The following is a 21,392-nucleotide window of genomic DNA, read 5'->3' as shown; positions in this document are numbered from 1 at the left end:
TCACGGTTAAGCTCATGAACCCGCGCCACTGGACAAACCATGGCACACCCACTACACAGCCCCCCACCAAACACAAACAAAATCGAAAAAATTGCAAAGGTGGGTCTGTCATTTCATGACAGATGATGCAATGTACCGGGTGGATTAAAATATACGTATTGTATTATATAAAGATTGCGGTGACCTGCTGTTGATGGACACGGCATTCCATTATGGGGGTGGCAGGGTCTGATTAAGAGAACTGTAAAGAATGCCTCATAAACAGATATTGCGGCATTTAAAGGTCAGAAAAAACTTCCTGAATAAATATTCAGATTGAAAGATTCCCATTGTAGCACAGCATCCTTATTTAAAACTTTCGATTATCATTAAATAACAAATTATTTTTATAGGACGGATAAAGTTTTAAATGGTGATAAATTATGAAGTTTGGTATCGAATTTGTTCCAAATGAGCCAATAGAAAAGATAGTGAAGCTGGTGAAACTGGCTGAAGACGTGGGCTTCGAATACGCCTGGATCACAGACCACTACAACAACAAGAATGTATACGAGACCCTTGCCCTGATTGCAGAGGGAACAGAAACAATAAAACTCGGCCCAGGTGTAACAAACCCCTACGTGAGAAGCCCTGCAATAACAGCCTCAGCCATAGCTACACTTGACGAGCTCTCAAACGGAAGAGCAACCCTCGGTATTGGCCCCGGTGACAAAGCTACCTTCGATGCCCTTGGAATCGAATGGGTTAAACCCGTCTCAACAATAAGAGATGCAATTGCAATGATGAGAACCCTCCTCGCCGGTGAAAAAACAGAAAGCGGTGCCCAGTTAATGGGTGTGAAGGCCGTGCAGGAAAAGATACCCATATACATGGGTGCTCAGGGCCCAATGATGCTTAAAACAGCAGGTGAAATATCTGACGGTGCACTCATAAACGCATCAAACCCCAAAGACTTCGAAGCAGCAGTGCCACTCATAAAGGAAGGTGCTGAAGCCGCAGGTAAAAGCCTCGCAGATATTGACGTTGCAGCATACACATGCTGCTCAATCGATGAAGATGCAGCTGCAGCTGCCAACGCAGCAAAAATAGTTGTTGCATTCATTGCAGCAGGATCACCACCACCAGTATTTGAAAGACACGGCCTGCCAGCAGACACAGGTAAAAAATTCGGTGAACTACTCGGTAAAGGAGACTTTGGTGGAGCAATAGGTGCAGTTGACGACGCACTCATGGAAGCATTCTCAGTTGTAGGTACACCTGACGAATTCATACCAAAAATTGAAGCCCTCGGTGAAATGGGCGTAACCCAGTACGTTGCAGGATCACCAATAGGTCCAGACAAAGAAAAATCAATAAAACTCCTGGGAGAAGTTATAGCAAGCTTCTAATCCCAGAAACCTTTTATTTTACTAATTTTAAATTATTCTCTGCCTTAATTCCATGCTATTTTTACTGATCTGAATTAAATTTAAATAAAAAGTCTGCCAATCCATCAATATAACCACTATTCAGTCACTAATTTAAGATAAACAGTCAGCAAAACCACACATAAACCACTATTTCAGGATTAAAATGATCAGTAAATTAGCATCCAGGACAAGAAAAAAGGCCCTGAAAAAAATAAAACCTAAAAGTCCAGATGAACTCTCAGCAAGCTGGATCCAGGAAGATCTATTATACTCAGGGAAGGGAAGGGCCCTTTTTATGATACTTCCCACCATTGGCTGCTCATGGGCCCTATCAGAAACCGGTGGCTGTACAATGTGCAGCTACATCTCTGACTCATTTCTGGAACCTGTGGAGGCAAGTGAGATCATCGAAATATTCGATAACATCATATCCAGTTACGAATTTGAGGAAAAAACAGCCGTTAAGATATTCACCTCAGGAAGTTTCCTGAATCCTGAAGAGTTCCCCCTGGAGGCAATGGAACACATAATCAGCCGTCTCGGTGCCATGGAAAATGTTGAGGAAATAATATTCGAATCCAGACCCGAGTACATAAACCAGGAAGCTGTTCGAAGATGCTGTGAACTTGCAGGTGATAAGATAGTTGAGATAAGCATTGGCCTTGAAACCTGCAATGAAAAGACAAGGATGATTAAGATAAACAAGGGTTTCAGTAACAGTGACTTTGAAATGGCAGTTAACACCATCAGTGACCTTAAAAGAGATTTTAACGTCAGATCAAAGGCATACATCCTCGTAAAACCGATTCTGGTCTCAGAAAAAAGGGCTGTGGAGGAAGCCGTTTCCACCGCCATTTATGCTGAAAAGGTCGGTGTTGACCGCCTATCTTTCTGCCCATCAACAGTGCACAGGGGGACCCTTATGGAGGATCTCTGGAGAAATGGCTCCTACAGACCCCCATGGATATGGAGTCTCATTGAAATAATCAACAGGACAAGAGAAAAGGTTTCAGTACCTGCCATAATGGATACATCCGGTTTCGGGACATCCAGAGGGCCCTACAACTGCAAAAAATGCAACAGGGACCTTAAGAAGTTCATAATAAGAGCAAACCTGGATCAGACTCTGGTACCCCCCTATGAATGCGAATGCAGATCACGCTGGCTGGCTGAGTTGAAGTTTTCAGAGACCACAGCATCCACAGATATAAAATACAGTGAATACAGCTAAAAATCATGGACTGATGAGCAATGATTGGCATAAGCGCTGATTTTGATCCCGTGCACCTAGGCCATGTGCGACTCATAGATAAGGGCCGGGAAATAGCGGATGAAACCGGTGATGAGGTTGTAATTTACCTGAACAGGGATTTCAGTGCAAACCACGCCCCATTTTTTGTTCCCTACGAAGCAAGGAAGGAAATGGCCCTTGAAGCAGGGGCTGACAGAGTTGTTCCTATTGAGGGACTCCACTACCGCCTGACCCTTGCATATACGGTACCAATAAGGATAGCCATGATGATAGAGGATGGTGTGGTTGACTATGTTGATGCTGCAAATGTCTCACCTGACCTCATAATCAAAAAGGCGAGGGAATTTGCATCAAGGGGTGTGTTCAGTGGTATACCCCGTGAACTCCCAAACAGGAACGTAATACGGTGGTTTGCGGTTAATGAATTCCTCTACAGCAAGTACAGACGGAAAATGAAGTTCCATATAATCCCGGAACTTACCGTTGATGGCTCAAAAATTTCCGGAAGGGAGATACGGCAGGAAATAATTGATAACAATATGGAGATAACCCCCAGTGTCCAGAGGGTTCTGCCAGAATCAACCATTAGAATTCTTGAAAGGGAAATAGAAAAGGGCAATGTACCCGGCAGGAGAAACCTTGCTGCCATAATGGAAAGAATGAATAACCTGTCCCGAGGGGAACTGATGAAAATAGCCTACCTCAATGCAGACGCCATCAACTCCATCGTGAGAAACAGGAAATATTACAGGGAAGGCCAGATATGGGCCGCCTTCCGAAAGGCCGGCTATGGTCCCGTGTTGACGAGACTTGCCATGAGTTCAATAGAGATGAATGTAAGGAGGGAGGAGGTAAGGGACCTCATTGAACACTACACCAGGAAGGGGTGGATTCCACCGGATCAGCGGGTGGGTAAACTGATTGATAGGGCCTGGTTTGTCTCAGAGAAGGTCATTGAGGGTATGAGTTCAGTAAGGGCAAATGAAATGTTCCTCAGGGGCAGGCCTGAAGTGAATGCCCCCTCATCCTTTGAGGCAGGGCTGAGTCTGAGAAAGCATGAGGTCAGGAGCATAAGGGACGGAATGGATGCCCACATCTACGTTGACCAGAACGATATTCTATCCTGCCAGATAAGGAACGGTATCAAGATAAAAAGTCCACTTCACCTTTCAGCCCAGATGGCAACCTATCTTAGACTCGTAATAGACTCACATATAATACCGTTCCATGCGACGATAAGAAAAAGGAAGAAGGGATTCAGAGCCCTTGTGAAAATCAATTAACCTTCACGGATATCGATTCAGTGCGTAATCGCTGTGAAAATCAATTAACCTTCCACAGATACATATCGATTCAGTGCGTAATCGCTGTGAAAATCAATTAACCTTCCAATCCTGGGATATCTTTAACTTTATCTCTCCTCTCAACAACAGGGCATTTCCAGTCCCTGCAGAATGTCATCACTATTATCCCTGAATCCGTGGTTATGTAGATTCTCCAGCATTTATCATCATAGGTACTGAATTCCACATCAACAACCCTTTTCCCGACAAGTTCCATGAGGTTTGCGGCACATTCGCTTTCAAGGTCTGAGTTCATTTCCCCACCATTTGGATATTATATTTCTACCTGTTTATATCTGCATCGTCACGTGGTGGCTGATATTTCCCTGCCGCCAGTCTAAGGAGGTTCCTGTAATCAGCATCAGATGGGACATCAATTTCATTGAGCCTTTCAAATACCCTCATGGTACATGATGGCATCGCAGGTTCAATAACCTCCTCGAGCATGCTCTGAACCTCCTTCATCTCCTCATATCTCCTTCCTGCATGGATTATGGAACTCCTCAACCTCGAAATCATGGATTGCCTGAAATCAGCACCCTCAGTGTACTCAAGCACCTCAATGACATCCTCTTCAAGGCCCATTATGTGTGCTGAAAGGAGTGTCTCCCAGATAAGCGCTGAAACACCCTTCGTGTAGCTGCTCCTCAGCATCTTGATTGCCGACGCATCACCGGGCCTCTGGCCACGGACTTCAATGTTCAATCCATACCTGTTAAGTTTCATGAAATCCTCCGCGCCTTCACCCGCAGCTATTATAAGCACGCCTGCTCCCTTCCTCCGGACACTCCCCATTATGGCGGCGTCAGCGAATCTGCCATTTTTTATGAATGAGCTGGCTTTCCTTACCGTCCCGGGTGCGATGTTGTTCATATCAACGAAAACCCCCCTTACATGTTCTCCTGCCTCCTTTGCCGCCTCAACGGCCACCGCAGGGGTGACAGCCGATATGACAATATCTGCAGAATAGACCTCTTCCGGGGGTACATCACCCACACCCGCTTCCCCTGCAAGTTTCACAGTCCTTGTGCTCCTGCCCTCAAGGGAGGTTACAACATCAACACCCTCCTCCCTGAGCCTAGAGGCGAGGGTATACGCCACCTCTCCGAAACCTATGAATCCTACCCTCATGATTATCACCTGAGATTCCTATACTGTAACTGCGCATTTTTTATCCAATCAGCTGGTAAAGCATGTAGATGCCTGCAGCTATTATCATTGAACCTCCAAATTTTCTCAGATCCCCTGTCCTTTCCATGAATCTTTTAAATGGCTGCTCTGCCATTAAAACCAAGGCGATAAGTACTGCTGATAAACCTGCAGTGTATAGAAGCATGTTAAGAATAAACCTTCCTGTTTCCAGGGCAGAGTATGCTATAACCGTTACCAGGTATGGGCTGTAGCATGGTGACCAGGCAAGGGCTGTGAGGAAACCAAGAAGAAGGTGATTTTCGGTGGATGGAACCCTGAATGAAAAGAGGGGTTTCTCAGATAGAAGCCAGACGCCCATGAGTATTATCACAATGGATGCGGGTATGCGCAGATAGAGGAGGTAATGGTTTACGGCTGCTGTGAATACGGCTGTTAACAGTATCACAGAGAGAAATACTGTGGCAAAACCGGCTGAAAAAAGTGAAATCTGTTTTTTATCCCCCATAACTGCCTCAGAGAACAGTACTGGTACTACAGGGATTATGCATGGGGATAGGGCTGAAAATATCCCTGCAGCAAATGATAGGATATATTCATGCATGACCTTACCCCAGATATGAGATGAACTCCTCAGGGGACATGTATCCCTCCCTTCTTCCTATCTCGCCTCCTGAGGAATCCAGTATGATTGTGGTTGGAACAACATAGACTCCATAACTTGATGCAGCCGATGGATCGGAGTCCACATCAATCTTTGCTGCAATGTAGTTCTCTGAAATTTTTCCTAGAACATCCTGGTTCTGCAGGGTTTCCTCTTCAAGTTTACTGCAGGATGGACACCATGATGCAGAGAATATAAGAATTACCCTCTTATTCTGCTTTGAAGCCTCATCTATGGCTTCCTGAGGACTTTTATACCACCGGAACTCCCTGTTCTGGGCCTCATTTTTCTGTGGGGTGTTATGCGGCTGGGTTGAGTAGATCAGAAGCACCACCATCAGCCCCAGCAGAACACCAGAAATGACCCATTTCCTAATCACATCCATCCTACCACCAGCATCTTATCAAATGTAAGAGTTAATTACATCCACTTACGGCATCGTACCGCCTAAACATAAAGATCAGAGTTTCACAGCCACGTTATCACCCTTATCAACACCAAGGTCCCTTGCAATTGCATGACACTTCGCATTTAGAAGACAGAAAACTTTTCCTTGGGTATCTATCTCTGTAAGGCCCTCATAGTTACCCATACCCTTGGCTATCACAACCCCGGCCCCCTCAAAGATCCTCCGGAAGTCCTCTGATACGTCACTTTGGACCATTCCAACGGAGTCCGTGCCTGTTGTTACGATCTCAGCCACCTCATGGAGGCCCGCTTCAATGGCATCCTCCATGCATGCGTCGTTGAGGATGGGCTTGCCCTTAACTGCAACCTTCACATCAGCCCCATACTCCCCAATCTTTTCAATGAGGGGCCTGTCAAAGAGTATCTCACCGGTATTATCCAGGAGATAAAGGACCTCTGAGGCATCCTCAAGTTTTTTCTCAAGTAAGGGCACATGATTTATTCTGAGCGGGGCCTTCAGTGAATCCTCAATCCCCTGATCATGGTTGAAGTCAAGTCCAAGGGCGCCGAAGTCTATTATGTTTCCTGTTATTGCAACCTTAACATGGCTTTCCAGGTCGCCGTGTTTCTGGAGGTACTCCTCAACAAGCGGCAGGAATCTGGATGCGATCTCATTGCACCGCCTCTTCTCCATGTGGTAGGGGTCCTCAGAACCTGTCATATCCTTTATGAGTCTGTGAATTGCTGTTCCGAGTTCATTTGATACCTGGCCCTTCCTGAATCTTTCATTAAGGAGTTCAACTACCTTCACCATCACCTGGAGTTTGAGGTCCTCGTCATCTGTTGCAAGGTCAAGGGCCTCCCTTGCCTGCCGCAGGAAGCATGGCGCGCATTCATAGTATACCTTCATCTCCAAACCCTCGCCTAACCCCCATAGATCACACGTATTATCTCAATAATATCCCCATCAGATATTTCCTCTTCCTCTATCACTATCTCGCTGTTCCTTTTAACAACGGCGGTCTCCAGTGGGATCTGGAGTTCTTGGAGGATTTCCTTAATCTTCTTTGTTTCTTCAGATTCCATTACTCTTTTCCCATCATCTGTAATCACTGTGAACTTCACCTTCATTCACCCCTAATTCGTTTATAAATGTGCATGCCTTACATAACCTGCCTGATGAGGGCTCACCGCAGATTAAACACGTCCCTGATTTCCTGCCACCATGCATATCCTTTATAAGGCTCTCCTTTATTTTATCAAAGCCCCTGAGGGTGGAGTACATTATAGTGGGACGTTTCACAGATATCTGCTTCAGGAAGTCACCTATTTCCCTTCGGAATGAGCCCGATGCGTAGGGGCAGCCTGCAAGGTGGACATCAAGGCCCCTTGCAAGGACGTACAGTCCAACCTCCCTTTCAGGTATCTCCCTGAGGGGTTTGATCTTTGGTATGAACCTTCCGCCTGCGGTTGATGTCACGGGACCTATCCTTGTGAGGTTTTCAAGGTTCCCCTCAAGATAATTCATGACTATTGCCTGGCACTCGTCGTCCAGGTTGTGGCCGGTTGCTATCTTTGTTGCCCCACTCTTCCTGGCCTCCCTGTTAAGTATCCAGCGTCTGAAAACTCCACAGTATGTGCATGCCCCCCTTGAGGGGTTTTTCATGATCTCATCCAGTGTTATACCTGCATAATCCTTCAACTTTACAACCCTGTGGGGTATGCCCCTATCGGCACAGAACCTCCCTGCAGCCCTGATTCCATCCTCCCTGTAACCTGATATTCCCTCATCGATGGTTACAGCCTCAAGTTCTATTATGTTTCTGTTCCTGAGTTCATCGAGGATGTCGGTGACCATGACACTGTCCTTTCCGCCTGAAAGCCCCACAAGGACCCTGTCGCCCCTTTCTATAAGACCATACTTCCTTATATCCTTCATCACCTTCTTTCTGGTGGTCTCTATGAAGCATTCACCGCAGAGCATCTGTCCAGAGTATTTTCTGTTTATTATGACCCTTTCTGATCCACATCTGGTGCACTGCATCTAAACTCTCCCTTATGTGTAAAAATAAGTTATAACTCATTTAATTAACGCTGACCATTTTCAAATAGCGCCGCCCTCTCAAAGAGTTCAAAATCCTGAACATAGCCTTTACCTGTTCTCAGGGCTATCTCTGCCTTCTGTAATTCTGCTCCAAGGTAGGCTGCATGTTCAAGTCTGCTTACAAGTTTTCTATTTATAATCTCCTCATATAACCTTTTGGCGCTATCTGATGTGAAGGCAATTACCGGCTCTGTTCTATCATAGAGTACGGCCTTTATCCTGCCATCATCAACCATGATCTTGAAGCTGCCGCACCTATCTCTTACAAACTTCATGCCCCCCTCAGCCTCAATGGTGGGTACGCTGATTTCCTCAACTATGCCGCCGGGCTTTCTCTTATCCTTGAATAGTACAAGGTTTATTCCAAGGTCCTTGGGTACAGAACCCCTGTGTTTAGCCAGGAACATCATCTTTGATGCCACTGAGAGTTCATAAACACTTCCAAGTGCTTTTCCGCTCTCCTCTGGAGTGAAGAGTATACCCACACCAAGTTCCATTCCAAAACCGGCGAGAAGTGCATTCACACCTGTGGAGTCAGCGTCGATGAGTTCAGTTACGTTTCCAACACCAAAGAACAGAGGGTCGGGGTTTCTCGCGGCGTACATTCTGCATGCCATCACAGATTCGACTATGCTCCTGCTGTTCACCGGATCAAGCACAGGGTCAGCTATGACATCTATACCCCTGCATTTTCTTTTGAGTTTCTCCAGGGCCTCAACCCTCTCCTCAACCGTTTCAGGAACCCATCCCTCACTGTAGTCTGTTGGAAGGATCACTGCAGGTACACCTTTTTTTCTGAGTGACTGTAGAACTTCCCTGTAGTTTCCAAGATCCAGGCTCAGGATCATGTCGACACCGCAATCTACTGCAGACTCAATTTCAGTGGGGTTGAGACTATCCACGCTGAGGGGTACGTTAGGGGCAGCTGAGCGTGCAGTTTCGATTATTTCAGGGAGCAGCTCTGAGTTGTCCTCGCCAGCCAGCATCCCCAGGTCAATCATGTCTGCGCCACTTCTCATAAAGTATTCAATCCTTTCCCTGAGTTTACCTTCTTTCAGGAGGATGGGAGCATTGGCAACCTCTGCAAGGACCCTCATTGGGAAGTCCCTGCCCGTTGGAAGGTTACCTATGAGTATGTTTTCATCCCTCTCCAGCAGCGCCTCTCTACTTCTGGTATCATTCTCAAAGTCCTCTATGAACTGAAGGGCCCTACGCATCTGCTCCTCCTCAATGAGCCTGTCGGCTGGTTTCATTGTGGAGAGTTCAAGTTCATCAAGCATATCAAGAACTATGGGGAGGTCAGCAGCGTCTGTGGGTCCCTTATAGGCAGGTATGCCTGTTTCTTCCCCTACCACATTCACGTCCTTGGGTATGAGGCCAGGTATGATTATCATGTCGGGTGCCCCATCCGAAAACTTAATCTTCTGGATTTCAGATATTATCCTGCGTGGTGTTAAAAATGCCGCTATGGGAGTGTTAACCACGTGAACATGAACCTCATGGCTTGAAGCTGACACTGCCTCCCTCACAGTCCCTGATGCAAGTTTTCCTGTGATTATAAGGACTCTCATTTCATTACCCCTATTAATTTTAATTGACCAACATGTATATATACTAAAAATTTATAATGATTAACAATGAGAAATGGAGGTAGACTATGATCGAAATTCGCTTTCATGGACGCGGTGGCCAGGGCGCTGTTACAGCGGCAGAGATTCTAGCTAAAGCTGCCTTTGAAGACGGTAAATACTCACAGGCCTTTCCATTCTTCGGTGTTGAGCGTAGAGGCGCTCCAGTTATGGCTTTCACAAGAATTGATGATGAACCCATCAGGAGAAGGTATCAGGTTTACAATCCCGATTATGTTATTGTTCTCGATGAGGGACTCATTGATGTGGTTGACGTGTTTTCAGGCCTGAAGGAGGATGGTGTGGTTGTACTCAATACCGCGAGTACCTTCAGTTCAGAGAACGCCGAGGTCCACACCATTGACGCAACAGGCATAGCCCTCGAGAACCTTGGAAGACCAATCGTTAACACCATAATGCTCGGGGCATTTGCAGGTGTAACAGGTCTCGTAAGCATAGATTCACTCATAAAGATTATCAAAGAGACATTCCCCGGAAAAATTGGGGATAAAAACGCAGAGGCTGCAAGGATAGCCTATGAAAAAATGAAACAGTCAGGGTGAATATAATGGAATCACTTGGAGCAACCGTCAGAGAACCAGGAAGCACCCGTAAAAACAAGACGGGGAGCTGGAGGACATTCAAACCATTCCTTGATAAGGATAAATGTATAGACTGTGATAACTGCATCCTTTTCTGTCCCGAAGGCTGCATAGATAAGGAGCATGAGATTGACTACGATTACTGTAAGGGATGCGGGATATGCGCAGAGGAATGCCCTGTTAAGGCAATTAAGATGGAGAGAGAAAAATAGGAGAGACTCTAAATGGTTCTTAAGGTTATATCCGCAAATCAGGCCGTCGCAGAAGCAGTAAAACTTGCGAAACCAAAGGTCATCCCTGTTTACCCGATAACACCACAGACCTCAATATCAGAGTATCTTGCAAAATATGTGGCTGATGGTGAACTCAATGCCGAATACATAAGGGTTGAGTCAGAGCACAGTGCCATGAGCGCATGCGTGGGTGCATCAGGTGCAGGTGTGAGGGTTTTCACAGCAACATCATCCCAGGGTCTTGCACTCATGCATGAGATAGTATATGCTGCAGCCGGACTCAGGAACCCCATTGTAATGGCAAATGCCAACCGTGCCCTATCAGCCCCACTCAGCATATGGAATGACCACCAGGATTCAATAGCCGAAAGAGACTCTGGATGGATGCAGATATACGCAGAAAGCGGGCAGGAAGCCCTTGACTCAGTTCTACTCTCCTACAGGGTTTCAGAGGATAGGGACGTTCTCCTTCCAAGCATGGTCTGCCTTGACGGTTTCATACTGACACACACAGTGGAGCCCGTGGACATCCCATCACAGGATGATGTTGACACATTCCTGCCAGAATTCCAGCCACAGGCAGTTCTCGACCCTGACGAGCCAATGTCACTCGGTACATTCACAGATCCAGACTATTACATGGAGGCCCGCTACGAGGTCGAAATGGCAATGCAGAGGTCAAGGAAGGTTATTGCAGAGGCCTGTCAGGAGTTCAGCGAAATTTTCGGGCGAGAATACGGATTCGTTGAGGAGTACCGCTGCGAGGATGCCGAAATAATCCTTGTGGCCATGGGCTCAGTCTGCAGCACACTCAGAGAGGTTATTGATGATATGAGGCAGGAAGGCAAAGCCGTGGGGCTCCTGAAGGTGAGGGTTCACAGGCCATTCCCTGCTGAGGAGATCAAAAGGGCGGTCAGTAATGTCCATAAGATTGCTGTTCTGGATAAAAATATAACCTTCAGTGTTGGTGGTGCTCTCTACACCGAGTTAAAGGCCCTGCTACCTGACAAGGAGGTTTACGGGTTCATTGTGGGTCTCGGTGGAAGGGAAATAGCACCTGAACATATCATGGAAATTGTTAAAAGGACAGAAAACCCTGAAAGAACTGTCAGCTGGATCGGACTTAAGGAGGAAACACAATGAAAATACCTGAAGAAGAATTCCTGGCCCCTGGACACCGCGGATGTGCAGGATGCGGTGCAACAGTGGGGGTCAGACTTGCTCTCAAGGTTCTCGGTAAGAACACCGTTGCGGTCTCATCAACAGGATGCCTTGAGGTTATAACAACCCCCTACCCTGAAACAGCCTGGGAGATACCATGGATTCACGTTGCATTTGAAAACGCTGCCGCGGTTGCATCAGGCGTTGAGAGGGCCCTCCGGGCCAAAGGCAGGGATGACGTTAACGTTGTGGCATTCGCAGGTGATGGTGGGACAGCGGATATCGGACTTCAGTCCCTATCAGGTGCAATGGAGAGGGGTCACAATATAATATACATCTGCTATGACAACGAGGCCTACATGAACACAGGTATACAGAGAAGTGCCTCAACACCCTACGGTGCATCCACCACCACATCACCACATGGAAAGGAGAGCTTCGGGGAGGACAGGCCAAAGAAAAACATGCCACTCATAATGGCGGCTCATGGTGTCCCCTATGTTGCAACAGCATCAATATCATACCCCGAGGACTTCATGGAGAAGGTGAGAAAGGCAAGGGACACAGAGGGCCCCTCCTACATACATCTACACCAGCCATGCACAACAGGGTGGGGCTTCGATCCCTCAAAGACGGTGGAACTTGGAAGACTTGCCGTTGAAACCGGTTCCTGGATACTCTACGAGATAGAGGATGGTGATTTCCGCGTAACCTACAGGCCAGTCCAGAGGAAACCCGTTGAAGAGTACCTGAACGCCCAGAAAAGGTTCAGACACCTCACAGAGGAACATAAGGCAAAGATTCAGGAATACGTTGACAGCGTGTGCCAGGAGCTCAGAATATAACGGGGGATTGAATTGCAGAAGATCATCATTCAACCTGAACTCTGTGACGGCTGCGGGGACTGTGAGGAGGCCTGCAAGAAACTCTACGGTGCTTCAAGGATAATGATAAGGGAACTTGAAGGCCTCCATTACCCCATAATATGCCAGCAGTGCGAGGACGCCCCCTGCAGGACAGTGTGCCCCACAGACGCCATTCAGGACGAGGTTGACCCTGAAAGGTGCATCGGCTGCGGACTTTGCATGCTTGTATGCCCCTTCGGCGCCGTTGTCATGGAGGATCGGAAGGCGCAGAAATGCGGCCAGTGCCCTGACCTTGACACACCGGCATGTGTTAAGGCCTGCTCGAGGAGGGCTCTGAGCGTCGTGGACACCGAAAAACTGAAACTTGAAAGGCAGAGGAAGTTCGTATCCAGAATGTCAGGTATAGGCAAGGGCCAGGAAGGGACTGACATCCTCAGCATACTGACAGCAAAGAGGAAGGCCCGGCAGAAGCTTGAATAGGTGGAATTTCATGAGAGAACTGGTTTCAAACCCGGAACTGTGCGATGAGTGCATGAAATGTGAGAGGATATGCCCAAAAAACGCCATAAGGGTCATTGATGGTGTCCCAATATTCTGCATGCACTGCGCGCCTGAAAGGGCCCCGTGCCTCAACATCTGCCCTGAGGATGCCATAGTTGAGGTGGATGGTGCCGTTGTCATCCTTGAGGACAAATGCATTGGATGCGGTCTCTGCCGGGACGCGTGCCCCATTGGTGCCATAACCATCAATGAGAGGGGTGTTGCAGTGAAATGTGACCTCTGTATTGATCGGGAGAAACCCCTCTGTGTCATGGTATGCCCCAAGAAGGCCCTCAGTGAGAGTTCAGAGGATATGATGGCGGCCAAGAGGGATAGGATAACAGGGGAACTCAAACGTCTCAAAAATCTGATGAGATACTGACCAAACTATTTTTTGGTGATTCAATGATCAGGCAGGAGATGGTTGAGGAGACAGTGTGCCGTCTGTTCAGAGAGGCAGTTATCAGAATCCCCGATGATGTCACCCTTGCACTTAAAAAGGCCTACCTCAACGAGGAGGACGAGATCGCCCTCCTGAACCTAAAGGCCATCCTTGACAACATTGAACTTGCAAGAAAGATGGAGGTTCCTGTATGTCAGGATACAGGGCTCCCCATAGTGTTCGTTAGGATGGGGAATGTTGAGGTTGAAAACCTCTATGGGGGTATAGCTGCAGGGGTTGAGAGGGCCACAAAGGAGGTTCCCCTAAGACCAAACGTTGTTGACCCCCTCACAAGGGAGAATACAGGTACAAACACCGGGAATCTGATTCCGCAGGTGGATGTTGAAATTGCAGAGGACCTTGATGGACTTGAAATAACGGTATTCCCCAAGGGTTTCGGGTCAGAGAACAACAATTCGCTGCTCATGGGGCTTCCAGGTGATGGTGTTGAAGGTGTCAGGGACTTCGTTGTTAATACAGTACTCAGAGCCGGTGGAAAACCCTGCCCGCCTGTGATTGTGGGCGTGGGAATCGGCGGCTCATCAGACCTTGCAATGAAACTTGCAAAGAAGGCCCTGCTTGGAAGGGTGGGGGAGAGAAACCCTGTAAAAGAACTCGCATCCCTTGAAGAGAGCATACTTGACTCGGTAAATGAAGCAGGCTGTGGCCCAATGGGTATGGGTGGTAAAACAACGGCACTCGATGTTAAGATAAGGACCGCCCATACACACACCGCCGGGCTGCCGGTGGGTGTCTGCATACAGTGCTGGGCCGCGAGGAGAGCCACAGCCACCATCAGGGACGATTGATCACAGATGAAGGGCCTTTTACTGGCAGATCGACACTTCATGCAGAATCTGTTCCATTGGCTCTCCTTCCACCATCTCCATTGACATTCTGCAAGGCATTTCATGCGATCTTTGCATTTCTTTTCATCAACTTAACCCTCAGAACTGAAAGTAGATGATGCCCTAAGAAGGCCCTGCTGTCACCAGCTGCAAGCGTAAGGTCAATTCCCGTAGTACCCGCATGTTTTCAGCTCTTAAAATTCCAGGGTAGAGCAGCATGCAGGTTCCGCGCCCGGCTGGGACCGGACCTGCCGTGCTGAAACTCTGCGCCCATAATATAAATTCCAGCAGACACCATAGAGCCTATGTAGAGAAAATTGAAAAGATAAAATGGGCTGGCTGTCATGAAAATAGAAAAAGTGCCAGTGCTAGAAACAAAGAGAAGATTATGAATGGAATAACCGTCTGGATGTGATCATGGCTTTTCACAGGTTATCATGAAAATTGTTCTATCTGCAATGCTAACAGCCCTGTCACCAACCCTCTCAAGGAATCTTGCTATGAACAGAAGGTTAACAAGGTAGGATATTGCCTCCTTATCCTCAAACATGCTCGCTGTTACATGCTCCAGTGTCTGGTCAAAGAGGTCATCCACCTTATCATCGTCGTGCCGAAGTTCCCTTGCCATGTCCATGTTCTGGTCCAGAAATGCATAGATTCCCTTGGATAGCATCATCTGGACAAAGTCAGACATGTGTTTGAGGTCCTCCAGAGGTTTTCGGGGTATCTCCTCATCCTTAAGTTTCTCAGCTGCCTCTGCGATATTTGCTGCGAGGTAACCTATCCTCTTAAGGTGGCTTCCGACCTTGATACATGCCTCTATGAATCTGAGATCACGTGCAACTGGCTGTTCAGATGCTATTAAACTTATTGATTTTCTTTCAAGGTGGAAAACCATTTCATCAATTATCTTACTGTTTTTGATGACCTTCTCCTTCTTATCATCATCGTATTCCATCAGGAGGTCGACTGCAATCTTATGCGTCTTCAGGGTTTTCTGGGAAACTTCCTCCATGTCCTTTCTGAGGTCCTTAAGCTTTTTGCGGAAGAGTATCCGCGGATATTTCTTCTCCATCTAAAAGTCCTCCTTGGATTTATAGTCATTGATAAGTCTTTCAATTGAATCATCACTTGGAACCCTTATCCTGTACCTTTCAAGGAGCTCATCCCTTGAGGAGACATCCATGAACATCTCATTGATTATTATATCTGCCTCAAGGGGTATTGAAAGTTTTGATTCATCGTTGAGTTCAATGAGTGTGCTGAAGAGGTCCCCATCAGCCTCATAAACCTCAATGATTGAATCATCACTTATTTCTATTTTCTCCATTGCCTTGTGGCTGTGTGACTCCTCAAGTGTGTTGAGGTTGAGGTGCCAGGCCCCCACTATCATCCCCTTCATTATGAAGACTATGGCCTCACTTTCACCGCTTAGAATCCTGATATATGAAAAATCAGGGATTGATGAGCTCTTGAGGGCTCTGTAATCCATTTTTTTAGGGTTATCAAATGGCAGCCACATTAAATCCCCCCCCAAACTATTTCATGAGCACGCTGTAGAATACCTTGTGGTGTATAACCCTCTTACCCACTATGAGGTATGCTATCCTGTCATCCATTCCCATAACATGGTGCCCCATACTGAGAAGGTTCCTTGCAACCAGAACCATGTTACCTGACTCCATTAAATCCGCCTGAGAATCATGGAGCTGGTTATAGAATTCCTGCAGCTGGAGATAATTCCTGGTGGACCTCTTGAGTAGCTGTATGTCCCTGTTCATGAGGGCTCCGAGGGCATCATTTATCATGTCCTGGATGGTCTGTGACATGAACTCCATGTGGGGTGGTATGACGGTGTCGGTGCTGTCAATGGCGTATCTTGCAATGTATGCGGAGAGTATGTTTATCCTTTCAAGTTCAATTGCTGTTCTGAGTATGGCGGAGGCGAGCCTGAGGTCCTTTGCGACAGGCTGGTGGAGTCCTATGATTTTGAGACAAGCATCCTCTATTCTGTAGCTCTCCTCATTAACACCTGATGTTTCCTCTATTATTCTTTCAGCGGTTTCAACATCCTTTTTAATATAACTGGATACAGATTTCCTCACCCTCTCAGATGTCACATTACCATATTCAACAGCCTCATTCAGCACCTTTGAAAGTTTGTTTTCAAGGATAACACCAATCAATTACTTCACCACTCAAGCTTTTCATCCAAACCTGCCTGTAATGTAATCTTCGGTCCTCTTATCCCGGGGTTCTATGAATATCTCCTCAGTAAGGCCGCTCTCCACTATTTCACCGTGCAGGAAGAACGCCGTGTACTTTGAGACCCTTGTTGCCTGCTGCATGTTATGTGTGACTATGATTATGGTGTAATCCCTCTTCAGCTTGTGAATGAGGTCCTCTATCTTGGTGGTGGATATTGGGTCAAGTGCTGAGCATGGTTCATCCATCAGTATGACCTCTGGCTCTATTGCTATGGTCCTTGCAATGCAGAGTCTCTGCTGCTGACCCCCTGAGAGGCCAAGGGCAGACTTATCAAGCTTATCCTTAACTTCATCCCAGAGTGCCGCTGCCCTGAGGCTCTCCTCCACCCTTTCCTCTATGAAGTCCCTGTCATCGTAGCCATGAACCCTGAGTCCATAGGCCACGTTCTCAAATATTGACTTTGGGAATGGGTTGGGCTTCTGAAAGACCATGCCAACCTTCTTTCTGAGCTCCACAACATCCATCTGGGGGTCATAGATGTCCACGCCATCAAGGTATACATGTCCCTCATGTCTGAATCCGGGGATGACGTCGTTCATCCTGTTGAGTGTCCTGATGAATGTGGACTTCCCACAACCTGAGGGTCCTATCAAGGCTGTGACGGTGTTTTTTGGAATCTTCAGGTTCACATCCTTTAGGATGTGTGCCTCGTCAAAGTAAACGTTGAGGTCTTCAACTTCAATTCTGTGCATAATATCACCTATCTTCCCATCATCTTCCTTCTGTATCTATCAACAAGAGTGTTGGTGAGAACCGTGATGAGGAGCACGATTATTACAAGGACGGCTGCGGTTCCATATGCATTTTTGAGTGAAAGCCCCTCCGTGGCTATTATATATAGGTGGAGTGGTAGGGGTCTTCCAGGGTCAAATATGGAGATGGGCATTGCAAGCGCCGATCCGACAACAAACATGACTGCTGCCGCCTCTGATATCGCCCTTGCCATTCCAAGTATAACCCCTGTGGTTATACCCGGCAGTGCTGCAGGTACAACGACACGGTAGATTGTCTCCCATTTTGTGGCACCCAGTGCCAGGCTTCCCTCCCTGTATGACTGTGGGACGGTCTCAATGGATACCTGGGAAACCTGGAAGATTGTTGGAAGGGCCATGAGTGCCAGTACAAGGCCCCCTGAAAGAATTGACCATCCAAGACCTAGAAAAACCACGAAGAATGCCAGGCCAAAGAGACCGAATACTATTGATGGTATGGAGGCCAGTGTCTCTGCACCGAACTTTATGAGCTTCACCATCCTTTCCTCTGTGGCGTATTCGGTCATGTAAACAGCCGCCCCGACACCAAGTGGAGTTGCGATTATTCCTGCTATGAGGGTAACGTATATGCTTGATACGATCATCGGGGCTATTCCACCTGCCCTTCCCGAGTCAATGGGTTCAGATAGCAGGAATTCAGGGGTCAGTGCAGGAAGGCCCTTGAGTATTATGTATCCTATTATAACAATCAGGATGAGTATTGTTACAAGACCTGATGCCCACAGCACTCCTGTCATGATCTTCTGACTGGTTTTTGGTGATATTATCCTGAAAGACATTTTGAGCCTCCTAGAGGTATCCTCCACCTATAACGATCTTTTTCTTGTAATGGAAGTAGTTTGCAACAACCAGCAGGATCATTATCAGCACGAAGAGTATGATGGCTGTTCCAAAAAGGGCGCTGTAGTGAAGTCCCGTTGCATATCCCATTTCAAGTGCTATGTTGGATGTGAGGGCCCTTACAGGGTCCAGGATGGATGATGGTATCTGTGTAACGTTTCCTGCAACCATTATAACGGCCAGGGTCTCACCTATGGCACGGCCCATACCCAGTATGATGGATGTTATTATACCGGGAATTGCTGCGGGGAAAATGACCCTGCGTATGGTCTGCCAGTGGGTTGCTCCCAGTGCAAGGGATGCCTCCTTGTACTCGAGGGGTACTGACCTTATGGCGTCCTCTGATACACTTATGATTGTGGGCATGATCATGACCGTGAGTATGAGTGCAGCTGTGAGCATTCCAAAACCTGTACCCCCTATGTTGACCCTCACGTAGGGTACCAGAACTATGAGGCCAAAGAATCCGTATACCACGGAGGGTATTGCTGCAAGGGTCTCTATCACAGGTTTCAGGATTTTGCGCATGATCTCAGGGGCCACCTCCGCCATGAATATGGCGCATAGGATTGATAGTGGAACCGCTATTGCAAGTGATAGGAGAGTGATGCAGAGGGACCCCACTATCATCGTGAAGACACCGTACTTACCATCAGATGGTGCCCAGTCCATTCCAAATATGAAATTTATCACGCCATAGTCATGGAATATTGGGATCCCCTCCCGGAATATGAAGGTTATTATGAGAAGTATCGCGATTATGGAGAAGATCGCCGTTATAAAAAGACCTTTTTCAATGAAATTTTCCCTTGTCCTGCTGATCATGTTTTACCTCCTAGGTATCATCTGAGACATTTGCTATTGCAGGGACAACCTTCTGACTCCTGACAATTGCCTGTCCCTCCGGTGAAAAGACCCAGTCAATGAAATCCTTCACGATCCCCACAGGTTCCCCCCTGGTTATGAATTCAAATGGAACAACAAGGGGATAGGAACCATCAGCTATTGTGGTCTCAGAGGGGGTTATTCCGTTCACCTCAAGTGCTTTTACATCTGAACTCATATGGGCCATTGAGACAAAACCCACCGCATAGGGGTCAGTCTTTATTGCCTGTTTAACGGATTCCGTGGACCCCTGGACAATTGCGTCTGATCTTATCTTTTCATCCTTCATTACAAGTGATTTGAATGAGCTTCTGGTTCCTGAGCCCTCCTCACGTACTATAACATGTATCTCTGCATCTGGGCCTCCAACCTCCTTCCAGTTACGGATCTTGCCGCTGAAGATGTCCCTCAGCTGTTCTGTTGTGAGGTCACTGACAGGGTTCTGGTGGTTGACAGCTATAACTATACCATCCTTTCCTATAACATATTCCCTGAGTCCATCCCTCTCATCGGGTTTGAGGGCCTTTGAACTTGTTCCTATATCAACAACTCCCTGCTGGACTGTCCTTATACCCATCCCAGAGCCCCCACCCTGGACGTTTATCCTGACATTCGGATGGTCCTTCATGTATTCCTCGGCGAGTTTTTCGGCAACTGGCTGAACAGAGGTTGACCCTGCAATTTCAATTCTCTCATAATCTGAACCCGGTTTGAGCATGAAGTATGCAAGTGCTATGATGATGATTATTATGAGAATGTTTCGTGGTTTTACATCCATCTCCATCACCTTCAGTTATCGATTTCACCTATTGATTAATAAAGTTCACTGAAGGTGATAGAAAGAAAAATTGTGGTTTTAATTAAAACCACTAGGCCTTTGCTGGGACCACCTTTTCTGATTTGACTATTGCCTGTCCTTCTGGGCTGAGGACCCAGTCAATGAAGTCCTTGACTGCTCCCTGGGCACTGCCCTTGACAAGGAAGAGGAATGGTCTCTGTATCTTGTATGATCCATCTGCAACTGTCTGTTCAGATGGGGCCACACCATCGATCTTGAGGGCCTTCACTGTTTCGTCGAGGTTTGCAAGTGATATGAAACCTATGGCGTTTGCATCCTGCTTAACAGCCTGCTTAACAGCCTCTGTTGAACTTTCAACTATGGCGTCCTTCTTTATCTTGGTTTCCTTACCCATCACGATTTCTTCGAAGGCCTTTCGGGTTCCAGATCCGTCTTCACGTGTTATAACTGTTATCTTTGCATCTGGTCCTCCGACCTCTTTCCAGTTGGTTATTTTTCCACTGAAGATGTCCTTCACCTGGTCATTTGAGAGGTCTGATACTGTGTTCTTGCTGTTTACAATTATTGCAATACCATCCTTACCTATGAGGTACTCTGTCAGACCTTTCTTCTCATCGGGTTTAAGTTCCTTTGAACTTGTTCCGATGTCTGCGGTACCATCCTGGGCGCTCTTGATTCCCACACTGGATCCTCCACCCTGGACGTTTATCTTAACGTTTGGGTGCTTTTTCATGTATTCAGCTGCAAGTTTCTCGGCAACTGGCTGAACAGAAGTTGAACCAACAATGTCGATCTTTTCCTGCTGTCCGCCTCCTCCAAGTGCCAGGACTGCGCCGGCAATAATTACGATTGCTACGACTATTCCTATAATCAGTTTGGTGTCCATTTCATCACCTCAAACTCTACCTTGTTGTGGGAGTATTTAAAATTTACTATTTTAGTGTACTTTATTACCTATTTAGTGAACTAAATTTCAGAGGGCAGGGAATTTAATTCACGTTAAGTGAATATAGGTGCACTAAATGCATTAAAATTTAAATACTCAAAGTCAGATAGGGAAGGACATGATATCTGAAGGAATTATTAATGATATACTGAAGGTAAAAAATCCAAAGTGGAGGACTTCCATTACGAGGGTTGAGCCTAATCGGATTGTTACCAGGGGTTATTCTCAGGAG

At 46.9% G+C, this 21,392-nt stretch carries 26 protein-coding genes; 10 read left to right on the top strand and 16 right to left on the bottom strand.

What is annotated here, in order from left to right; genetic code table 11:
* The first annotated feature begins 422 nt into the window (after positions 1–422).
* The 3 genes from mer (at position 423) to ACPLJI_RS07755 (ending at position 3,944) form a co-directional block, all read left to right on the top strand.
* Positions 423–1,388 carry a 5,10-methylenetetrahydromethanopterin reductase gene (gene mer / locus ACPLJI_RS07765; RefSeq protein WP_147671149.1) on the top strand — a complete coding sequence of 322 codons (966 nt, stop codon included), beginning with the start codon at positions 423–425 and terminating at the stop codon, positions 1,386–1,388.
* Positions 1,389–1,572: 184 nt separating this feature from the next.
* Positions 1,573–2,640 (top strand): archaeosine biosynthesis radical SAM protein RaSEA, encoded by a 1,068-nt coding sequence (locus ACPLJI_RS07760; RefSeq protein WP_424730306.1) that lies wholly within the window; start codon positions 1,573–1,575, stop codon positions 2,638–2,640.
* A 20-nt stretch (positions 2,641–2,660) separates the two neighbouring features.
* A complete protein-coding gene (locus ACPLJI_RS07755; RefSeq protein WP_424730307.1) occupies positions 2,661–3,944 on the top strand; it encodes an adenylyltransferase/cytidyltransferase family protein in 1,284 nt (427 codons plus the stop codon).
* 97 nt (positions 3,945–4,041) lie between these two features.
* Here the strand turns inward: ACPLJI_RS07755 and ACPLJI_RS07750 are convergent, their stop codons facing one another.
* From ACPLJI_RS07750 to ACPLJI_RS07715, 8 genes are all read right to left on the bottom strand, one after another.
* Positions 4,042–4,260 carry a hypothetical protein gene (locus tag ACPLJI_RS07750; RefSeq protein WP_013295157.1) on the bottom strand — a complete coding sequence of 73 codons (219 nt, stop codon included), beginning with the start codon at positions 4,258–4,260 and terminating at the stop codon, positions 4,042–4,044.
* 26 nt (positions 4,261–4,286) lie between these two features.
* Positions 4,287–5,135: a DUF1932 domain-containing protein gene (locus ACPLJI_RS07745; RefSeq protein ID WP_424730308.1), complete on the bottom strand. Its 849-nt coding sequence runs from the start codon at positions 5,133–5,135 to the stop codon at positions 4,287–4,289.
* Between the two features lie 40 nt (positions 5,136–5,175).
* On the bottom strand, positions 5,176–5,757 hold the full coding sequence (locus tag ACPLJI_RS07740; protein ID WP_424730309.1) for a cytochrome c biogenesis CcdA family protein: 582 nt from the start codon (positions 5,755–5,757) through the stop codon (positions 5,176–5,178).
* Between the two features lie 4 nt (positions 5,758–5,761).
* Positions 5,762–6,202 (bottom strand): thioredoxin family protein, encoded by a 441-nt coding sequence (locus tag ACPLJI_RS07735; protein WP_013295154.1) that lies wholly within the window; start codon positions 6,200–6,202, stop codon positions 5,762–5,764.
* Between the two features lie 75 nt (positions 6,203–6,277).
* Positions 6,278–7,135, bottom strand: a complete 858-nt coding sequence (locus ACPLJI_RS07730) for a damage-control phosphatase ARMT1 family protein (RefSeq protein ID WP_269879185.1) — start codon at positions 7,133–7,135, stop codon at positions 6,278–6,280.
* A gap of 14 nt (positions 7,136–7,149) precedes the next feature.
* Positions 7,150–7,356 carry a MoaD/ThiS family protein gene (locus ACPLJI_RS07725; protein ID WP_424741221.1) on the bottom strand — a complete coding sequence of 69 codons (207 nt, stop codon included), beginning with the start codon at positions 7,354–7,356 and terminating at the stop codon, positions 7,150–7,152.
* Positions 7,325–8,269: a TIGR00269 family protein gene (locus tag ACPLJI_RS07720; RefSeq protein ID WP_424730311.1), complete on the bottom strand. Its 945-nt coding sequence runs from the start codon at positions 8,267–8,269 to the stop codon at positions 7,325–7,327. Before ACPLJI_RS07720 ends, ACPLJI_RS07725 begins: the two co-directional genes overlap by 32 nt.
* A gap of 44 nt (positions 8,270–8,313) precedes the next feature.
* Positions 8,314–9,900 (bottom strand): dihydropteroate synthase-like protein, encoded by a 1,587-nt coding sequence (locus tag ACPLJI_RS07715; RefSeq protein WP_424730312.1) that lies wholly within the window; start codon positions 9,898–9,900, stop codon positions 8,314–8,316.
* A gap of 86 nt (positions 9,901–9,986) precedes the next feature.
* Here ACPLJI_RS07715 and porC point away from each other — a divergent pair, with 86 nt between their 5' ends.
* Genes porC through ACPLJI_RS07680 form a run of 7 tightly spaced genes read left to right on the top strand, consistent with a single transcriptional unit; the run spans position 9,987 to position 14,610 of the window.
* A complete protein-coding gene (porC, locus tag ACPLJI_RS07710; protein ID WP_424730313.1) occupies positions 9,987–10,520 on the top strand; it encodes a pyruvate synthase subunit PorC in 534 nt (177 codons plus the stop codon).
* Positions 10,521–10,525: 5 nt separating this feature from the next.
* Positions 10,526–10,771, top strand: coding sequence for a pyruvate synthase subunit PorD (porD, locus tag ACPLJI_RS07705; protein WP_147671161.1), 246 nt, complete (start codon positions 10,526–10,528; stop codon positions 10,769–10,771).
* Positions 10,772–10,783: 12 nt separating this feature from the next.
* Positions 10,784–11,935, top strand: coding sequence for a pyruvate synthase subunit PorA (gene porA / locus ACPLJI_RS07700; protein ID WP_424730314.1), 1,152 nt, complete (start codon positions 10,784–10,786; stop codon positions 11,933–11,935).
* Complete coding sequence (gene porB, locus ACPLJI_RS07695; protein WP_424730315.1) at positions 11,932–12,798, top strand: pyruvate synthase subunit PorB; 867 nt, start codon at positions 11,932–11,934, stop codon at positions 12,796–12,798. The genes porA and porB overlap by 4 nt, the downstream gene beginning before the upstream one ends.
* 12 nt (positions 12,799–12,810) lie before the next feature.
* Positions 12,811–13,299 carry a 4Fe-4S dicluster domain-containing protein gene (locus ACPLJI_RS07690; RefSeq protein WP_424730316.1) on the top strand — a complete coding sequence of 163 codons (489 nt, stop codon included), beginning with the start codon at positions 12,811–12,813 and terminating at the stop codon, positions 13,297–13,299.
* 10 nt (positions 13,300–13,309) lie between these two features.
* Entirely contained in the window at positions 13,310–13,741 is a 432-nt protein-coding gene (locus ACPLJI_RS07685) for a 4Fe-4S dicluster domain-containing protein (RefSeq protein ID WP_424730317.1), read from the top strand.
* Positions 13,742–13,764: 23 nt separating this feature from the next.
* A complete protein-coding gene (locus ACPLJI_RS07680; RefSeq protein ID WP_424730318.1) occupies positions 13,765–14,610 on the top strand; it encodes a fumarate hydratase in 846 nt (281 codons plus the stop codon).
* A 454-nt stretch (positions 14,611–15,064) separates the two neighbouring features.
* Here ACPLJI_RS07680 and phoU read toward each other — a convergent pair whose 3' ends face one another.
* From phoU to ACPLJI_RS07640, 8 genes are all read right to left on the bottom strand, one after another.
* Entirely contained in the window at positions 15,065–15,724 is a 660-nt protein-coding gene (gene phoU, locus ACPLJI_RS07675) for a phosphate signaling complex protein PhoU (RefSeq protein WP_013295142.1), read from the bottom strand.
* Positions 15,725–16,171 carry a DUF2226 domain-containing protein gene (locus ACPLJI_RS07670; RefSeq protein WP_424741220.1) on the bottom strand — a complete coding sequence of 149 codons (447 nt, stop codon included), beginning with the start codon at positions 16,169–16,171 and terminating at the stop codon, positions 15,725–15,727. It abuts the gene before it with no gap.
* Positions 16,172–16,187: 16 nt separating this feature from the next.
* Positions 16,188–16,835 (bottom strand): phosphate signaling complex PhoU family protein, encoded by a 648-nt coding sequence (locus ACPLJI_RS07665; RefSeq protein ID WP_424731608.1) that lies wholly within the window; start codon positions 16,833–16,835, stop codon positions 16,188–16,190.
* 21 nt (positions 16,836–16,856) lie between these two features.
* Positions 16,857–17,609: a phosphate ABC transporter ATP-binding protein PstB gene (gene pstB / locus ACPLJI_RS07660; RefSeq protein ID WP_424731609.1), complete on the bottom strand. Its 753-nt coding sequence runs from the start codon at positions 17,607–17,609 to the stop codon at positions 16,857–16,859.
* A gap of 8 nt (positions 17,610–17,617) precedes the next feature.
* Complete coding sequence (gene pstA, locus ACPLJI_RS07655; RefSeq protein WP_424731613.1) at positions 17,618–18,469, bottom strand: phosphate ABC transporter permease PstA; 852 nt, start codon at positions 18,467–18,469, stop codon at positions 17,618–17,620.
* A gap of 10 nt (positions 18,470–18,479) precedes the next feature.
* Positions 18,480–19,355 (bottom strand): phosphate ABC transporter permease subunit PstC, encoded by an 876-nt coding sequence (pstC, locus tag ACPLJI_RS07650; protein ID WP_424731610.1) that lies wholly within the window; start codon positions 19,353–19,355, stop codon positions 18,480–18,482.
* 10 nt (positions 19,356–19,365) lie between these two features.
* On the bottom strand, positions 19,366–20,193 hold the full coding sequence (locus ACPLJI_RS07645; RefSeq protein WP_424731611.1) for a phosphate ABC transporter substrate-binding protein: 828 nt from the start codon (positions 20,191–20,193) through the stop codon (positions 19,366–19,368).
* Positions 20,194–20,284: 91 nt separating this feature from the next.
* Positions 20,285–21,100 (bottom strand): phosphate ABC transporter substrate-binding protein, encoded by an 816-nt coding sequence (locus ACPLJI_RS07640; protein ID WP_424731612.1) that lies wholly within the window; start codon positions 21,098–21,100, stop codon positions 20,285–20,287.
* Between the last annotated feature and the right edge of the window lie 292 nt (positions 21,101–21,392).

The organism is Methanothermobacter sp., assembly GCF_049720995.1.
Taxonomy (GTDB): domain Archaea; phylum Methanobacteriota; class Methanobacteria; order Methanobacteriales; family Methanothermobacteraceae; genus Methanothermobacter.
The sequence above is the reverse complement of the archived record's forward strand: the minus strand, read 5'-3'. Positions and strand labels throughout refer to the sequence as shown.

Bases quoted from the DNA above. Each gene is read 5' to 3' on its own strand.
- ACPLJI_RS07760 (WP_424730306.1), top strand. From the start codon at position 1,573: ATGATCAGTAAATTAGCATCCAGGACAAGAAAAAAGGCCCTGAAAAAA.
- ACPLJI_RS07685 (WP_424730317.1), top strand. From the start codon at position 13,310: ATGAGAGAACTGGTTTCAAACCCGGAACTGTGCGATGAGTGCATGAAA.
- pstC (WP_424731610.1), bottom strand. From the start codon at position 19,355: ATGATCAGCAGGACAAGGGAAAATTTCATTGAAAAAGGTCTTTTTATA.
- ACPLJI_RS07725 (WP_424741221.1), bottom strand. From the start codon at position 7,356: ATGAAGGTGAAGTTCACAGTGATTACAGATGATGGGAAAAGAGTAATG.
- ACPLJI_RS07645 (WP_424731611.1), bottom strand. From the start codon at position 20,193: ATGGATGTAAAACCACGAAACATTCTCATAATAATCATCATCATAGCA.
- pstB (WP_424731609.1), bottom strand. From the start codon at position 17,609: ATGCACAGAATTGAAGTTGAAGACCTCAACGTTTACTTTGACGAGGCA.
- ACPLJI_RS07715 (WP_424730312.1), bottom strand. From the start codon at position 9,900: ATGAGAGTCCTTATAATCACAGGAAAACTTGCATCAGGGACTGTGAGG.
- ACPLJI_RS07735 (WP_013295154.1), bottom strand. From the start codon at position 6,202: ATGGATGTGATTAGGAAATGGGTCATTTCTGGTGTTCTGCTGGGGCTG.
- porC (WP_424730313.1), top strand. From the start codon at position 9,987: ATGATCGAAATTCGCTTTCATGGACGCGGTGGCCAGGGCGCTGTTACA.
- ACPLJI_RS07750 (WP_013295157.1), bottom strand. From the start codon at position 4,260: ATGAACTCAGACCTTGAAAGCGAATGTGCCGCAAACCTCATGGAACTT.
- ACPLJI_RS07740 (WP_424730309.1), bottom strand. From the start codon at position 5,757: ATGCATGAATATATCCTATCATTTGCTGCAGGGATATTTTCAGCCCTA.
- porB (WP_424730315.1), top strand. From the start codon at position 11,932: ATGAAAATACCTGAAGAAGAATTCCTGGCCCCTGGACACCGCGGATGT.
- ACPLJI_RS07755 (WP_424730307.1), top strand. From the start codon at position 2,661: ATGATTGGCATAAGCGCTGATTTTGATCCCGTGCACCTAGGCCATGTG.
- ACPLJI_RS07720 (WP_424730311.1), bottom strand. From the start codon at position 8,269: ATGCAGTGCACCAGATGTGGATCAGAAAGGGTCATAATAAACAGAAAA.
- porA (WP_424730314.1), top strand. From the start codon at position 10,784: ATGGTTCTTAAGGTTATATCCGCAAATCAGGCCGTCGCAGAAGCAGTA.
- ACPLJI_RS07670 (WP_424741220.1), bottom strand. From the start codon at position 16,171: ATGTGGCTGCCATTTGATAACCCTAAAAAAATGGATTACAGAGCCCTC.
- phoU (WP_013295142.1), bottom strand. From the start codon at position 15,724: ATGGAGAAGAAATATCCGCGGATACTCTTCCGCAAAAAGCTTAAGGAC.
- ACPLJI_RS07745 (WP_424730308.1), bottom strand. From the start codon at position 5,135: ATGAGGGTAGGATTCATAGGTTTCGGAGAGGTGGCGTATACCCTCGCC.
- ACPLJI_RS07730 (WP_269879185.1), bottom strand. From the start codon at position 7,135: ATGAAGGTATACTATGAATGCGCGCCATGCTTCCTGCGGCAGGCAAGG.
- pstA (WP_424731613.1), bottom strand. From the start codon at position 18,469: ATGTCTTTCAGGATAATATCACCAAAAACCAGTCAGAAGATCATGACA.
- ACPLJI_RS07640 (WP_424731612.1), bottom strand. From the start codon at position 21,100: ATGGACACCAAACTGATTATAGGAATAGTCGTAGCAATCGTAATTATT.
- ACPLJI_RS07680 (WP_424730318.1), top strand. From the start codon at position 13,765: ATGATCAGGCAGGAGATGGTTGAGGAGACAGTGTGCCGTCTGTTCAGA.
- mer (WP_147671149.1), top strand. From the start codon at position 423: ATGAAGTTTGGTATCGAATTTGTTCCAAATGAGCCAATAGAAAAGATA.
- porD (WP_147671161.1), top strand. From the start codon at position 10,526: ATGGAATCACTTGGAGCAACCGTCAGAGAACCAGGAAGCACCCGTAAA.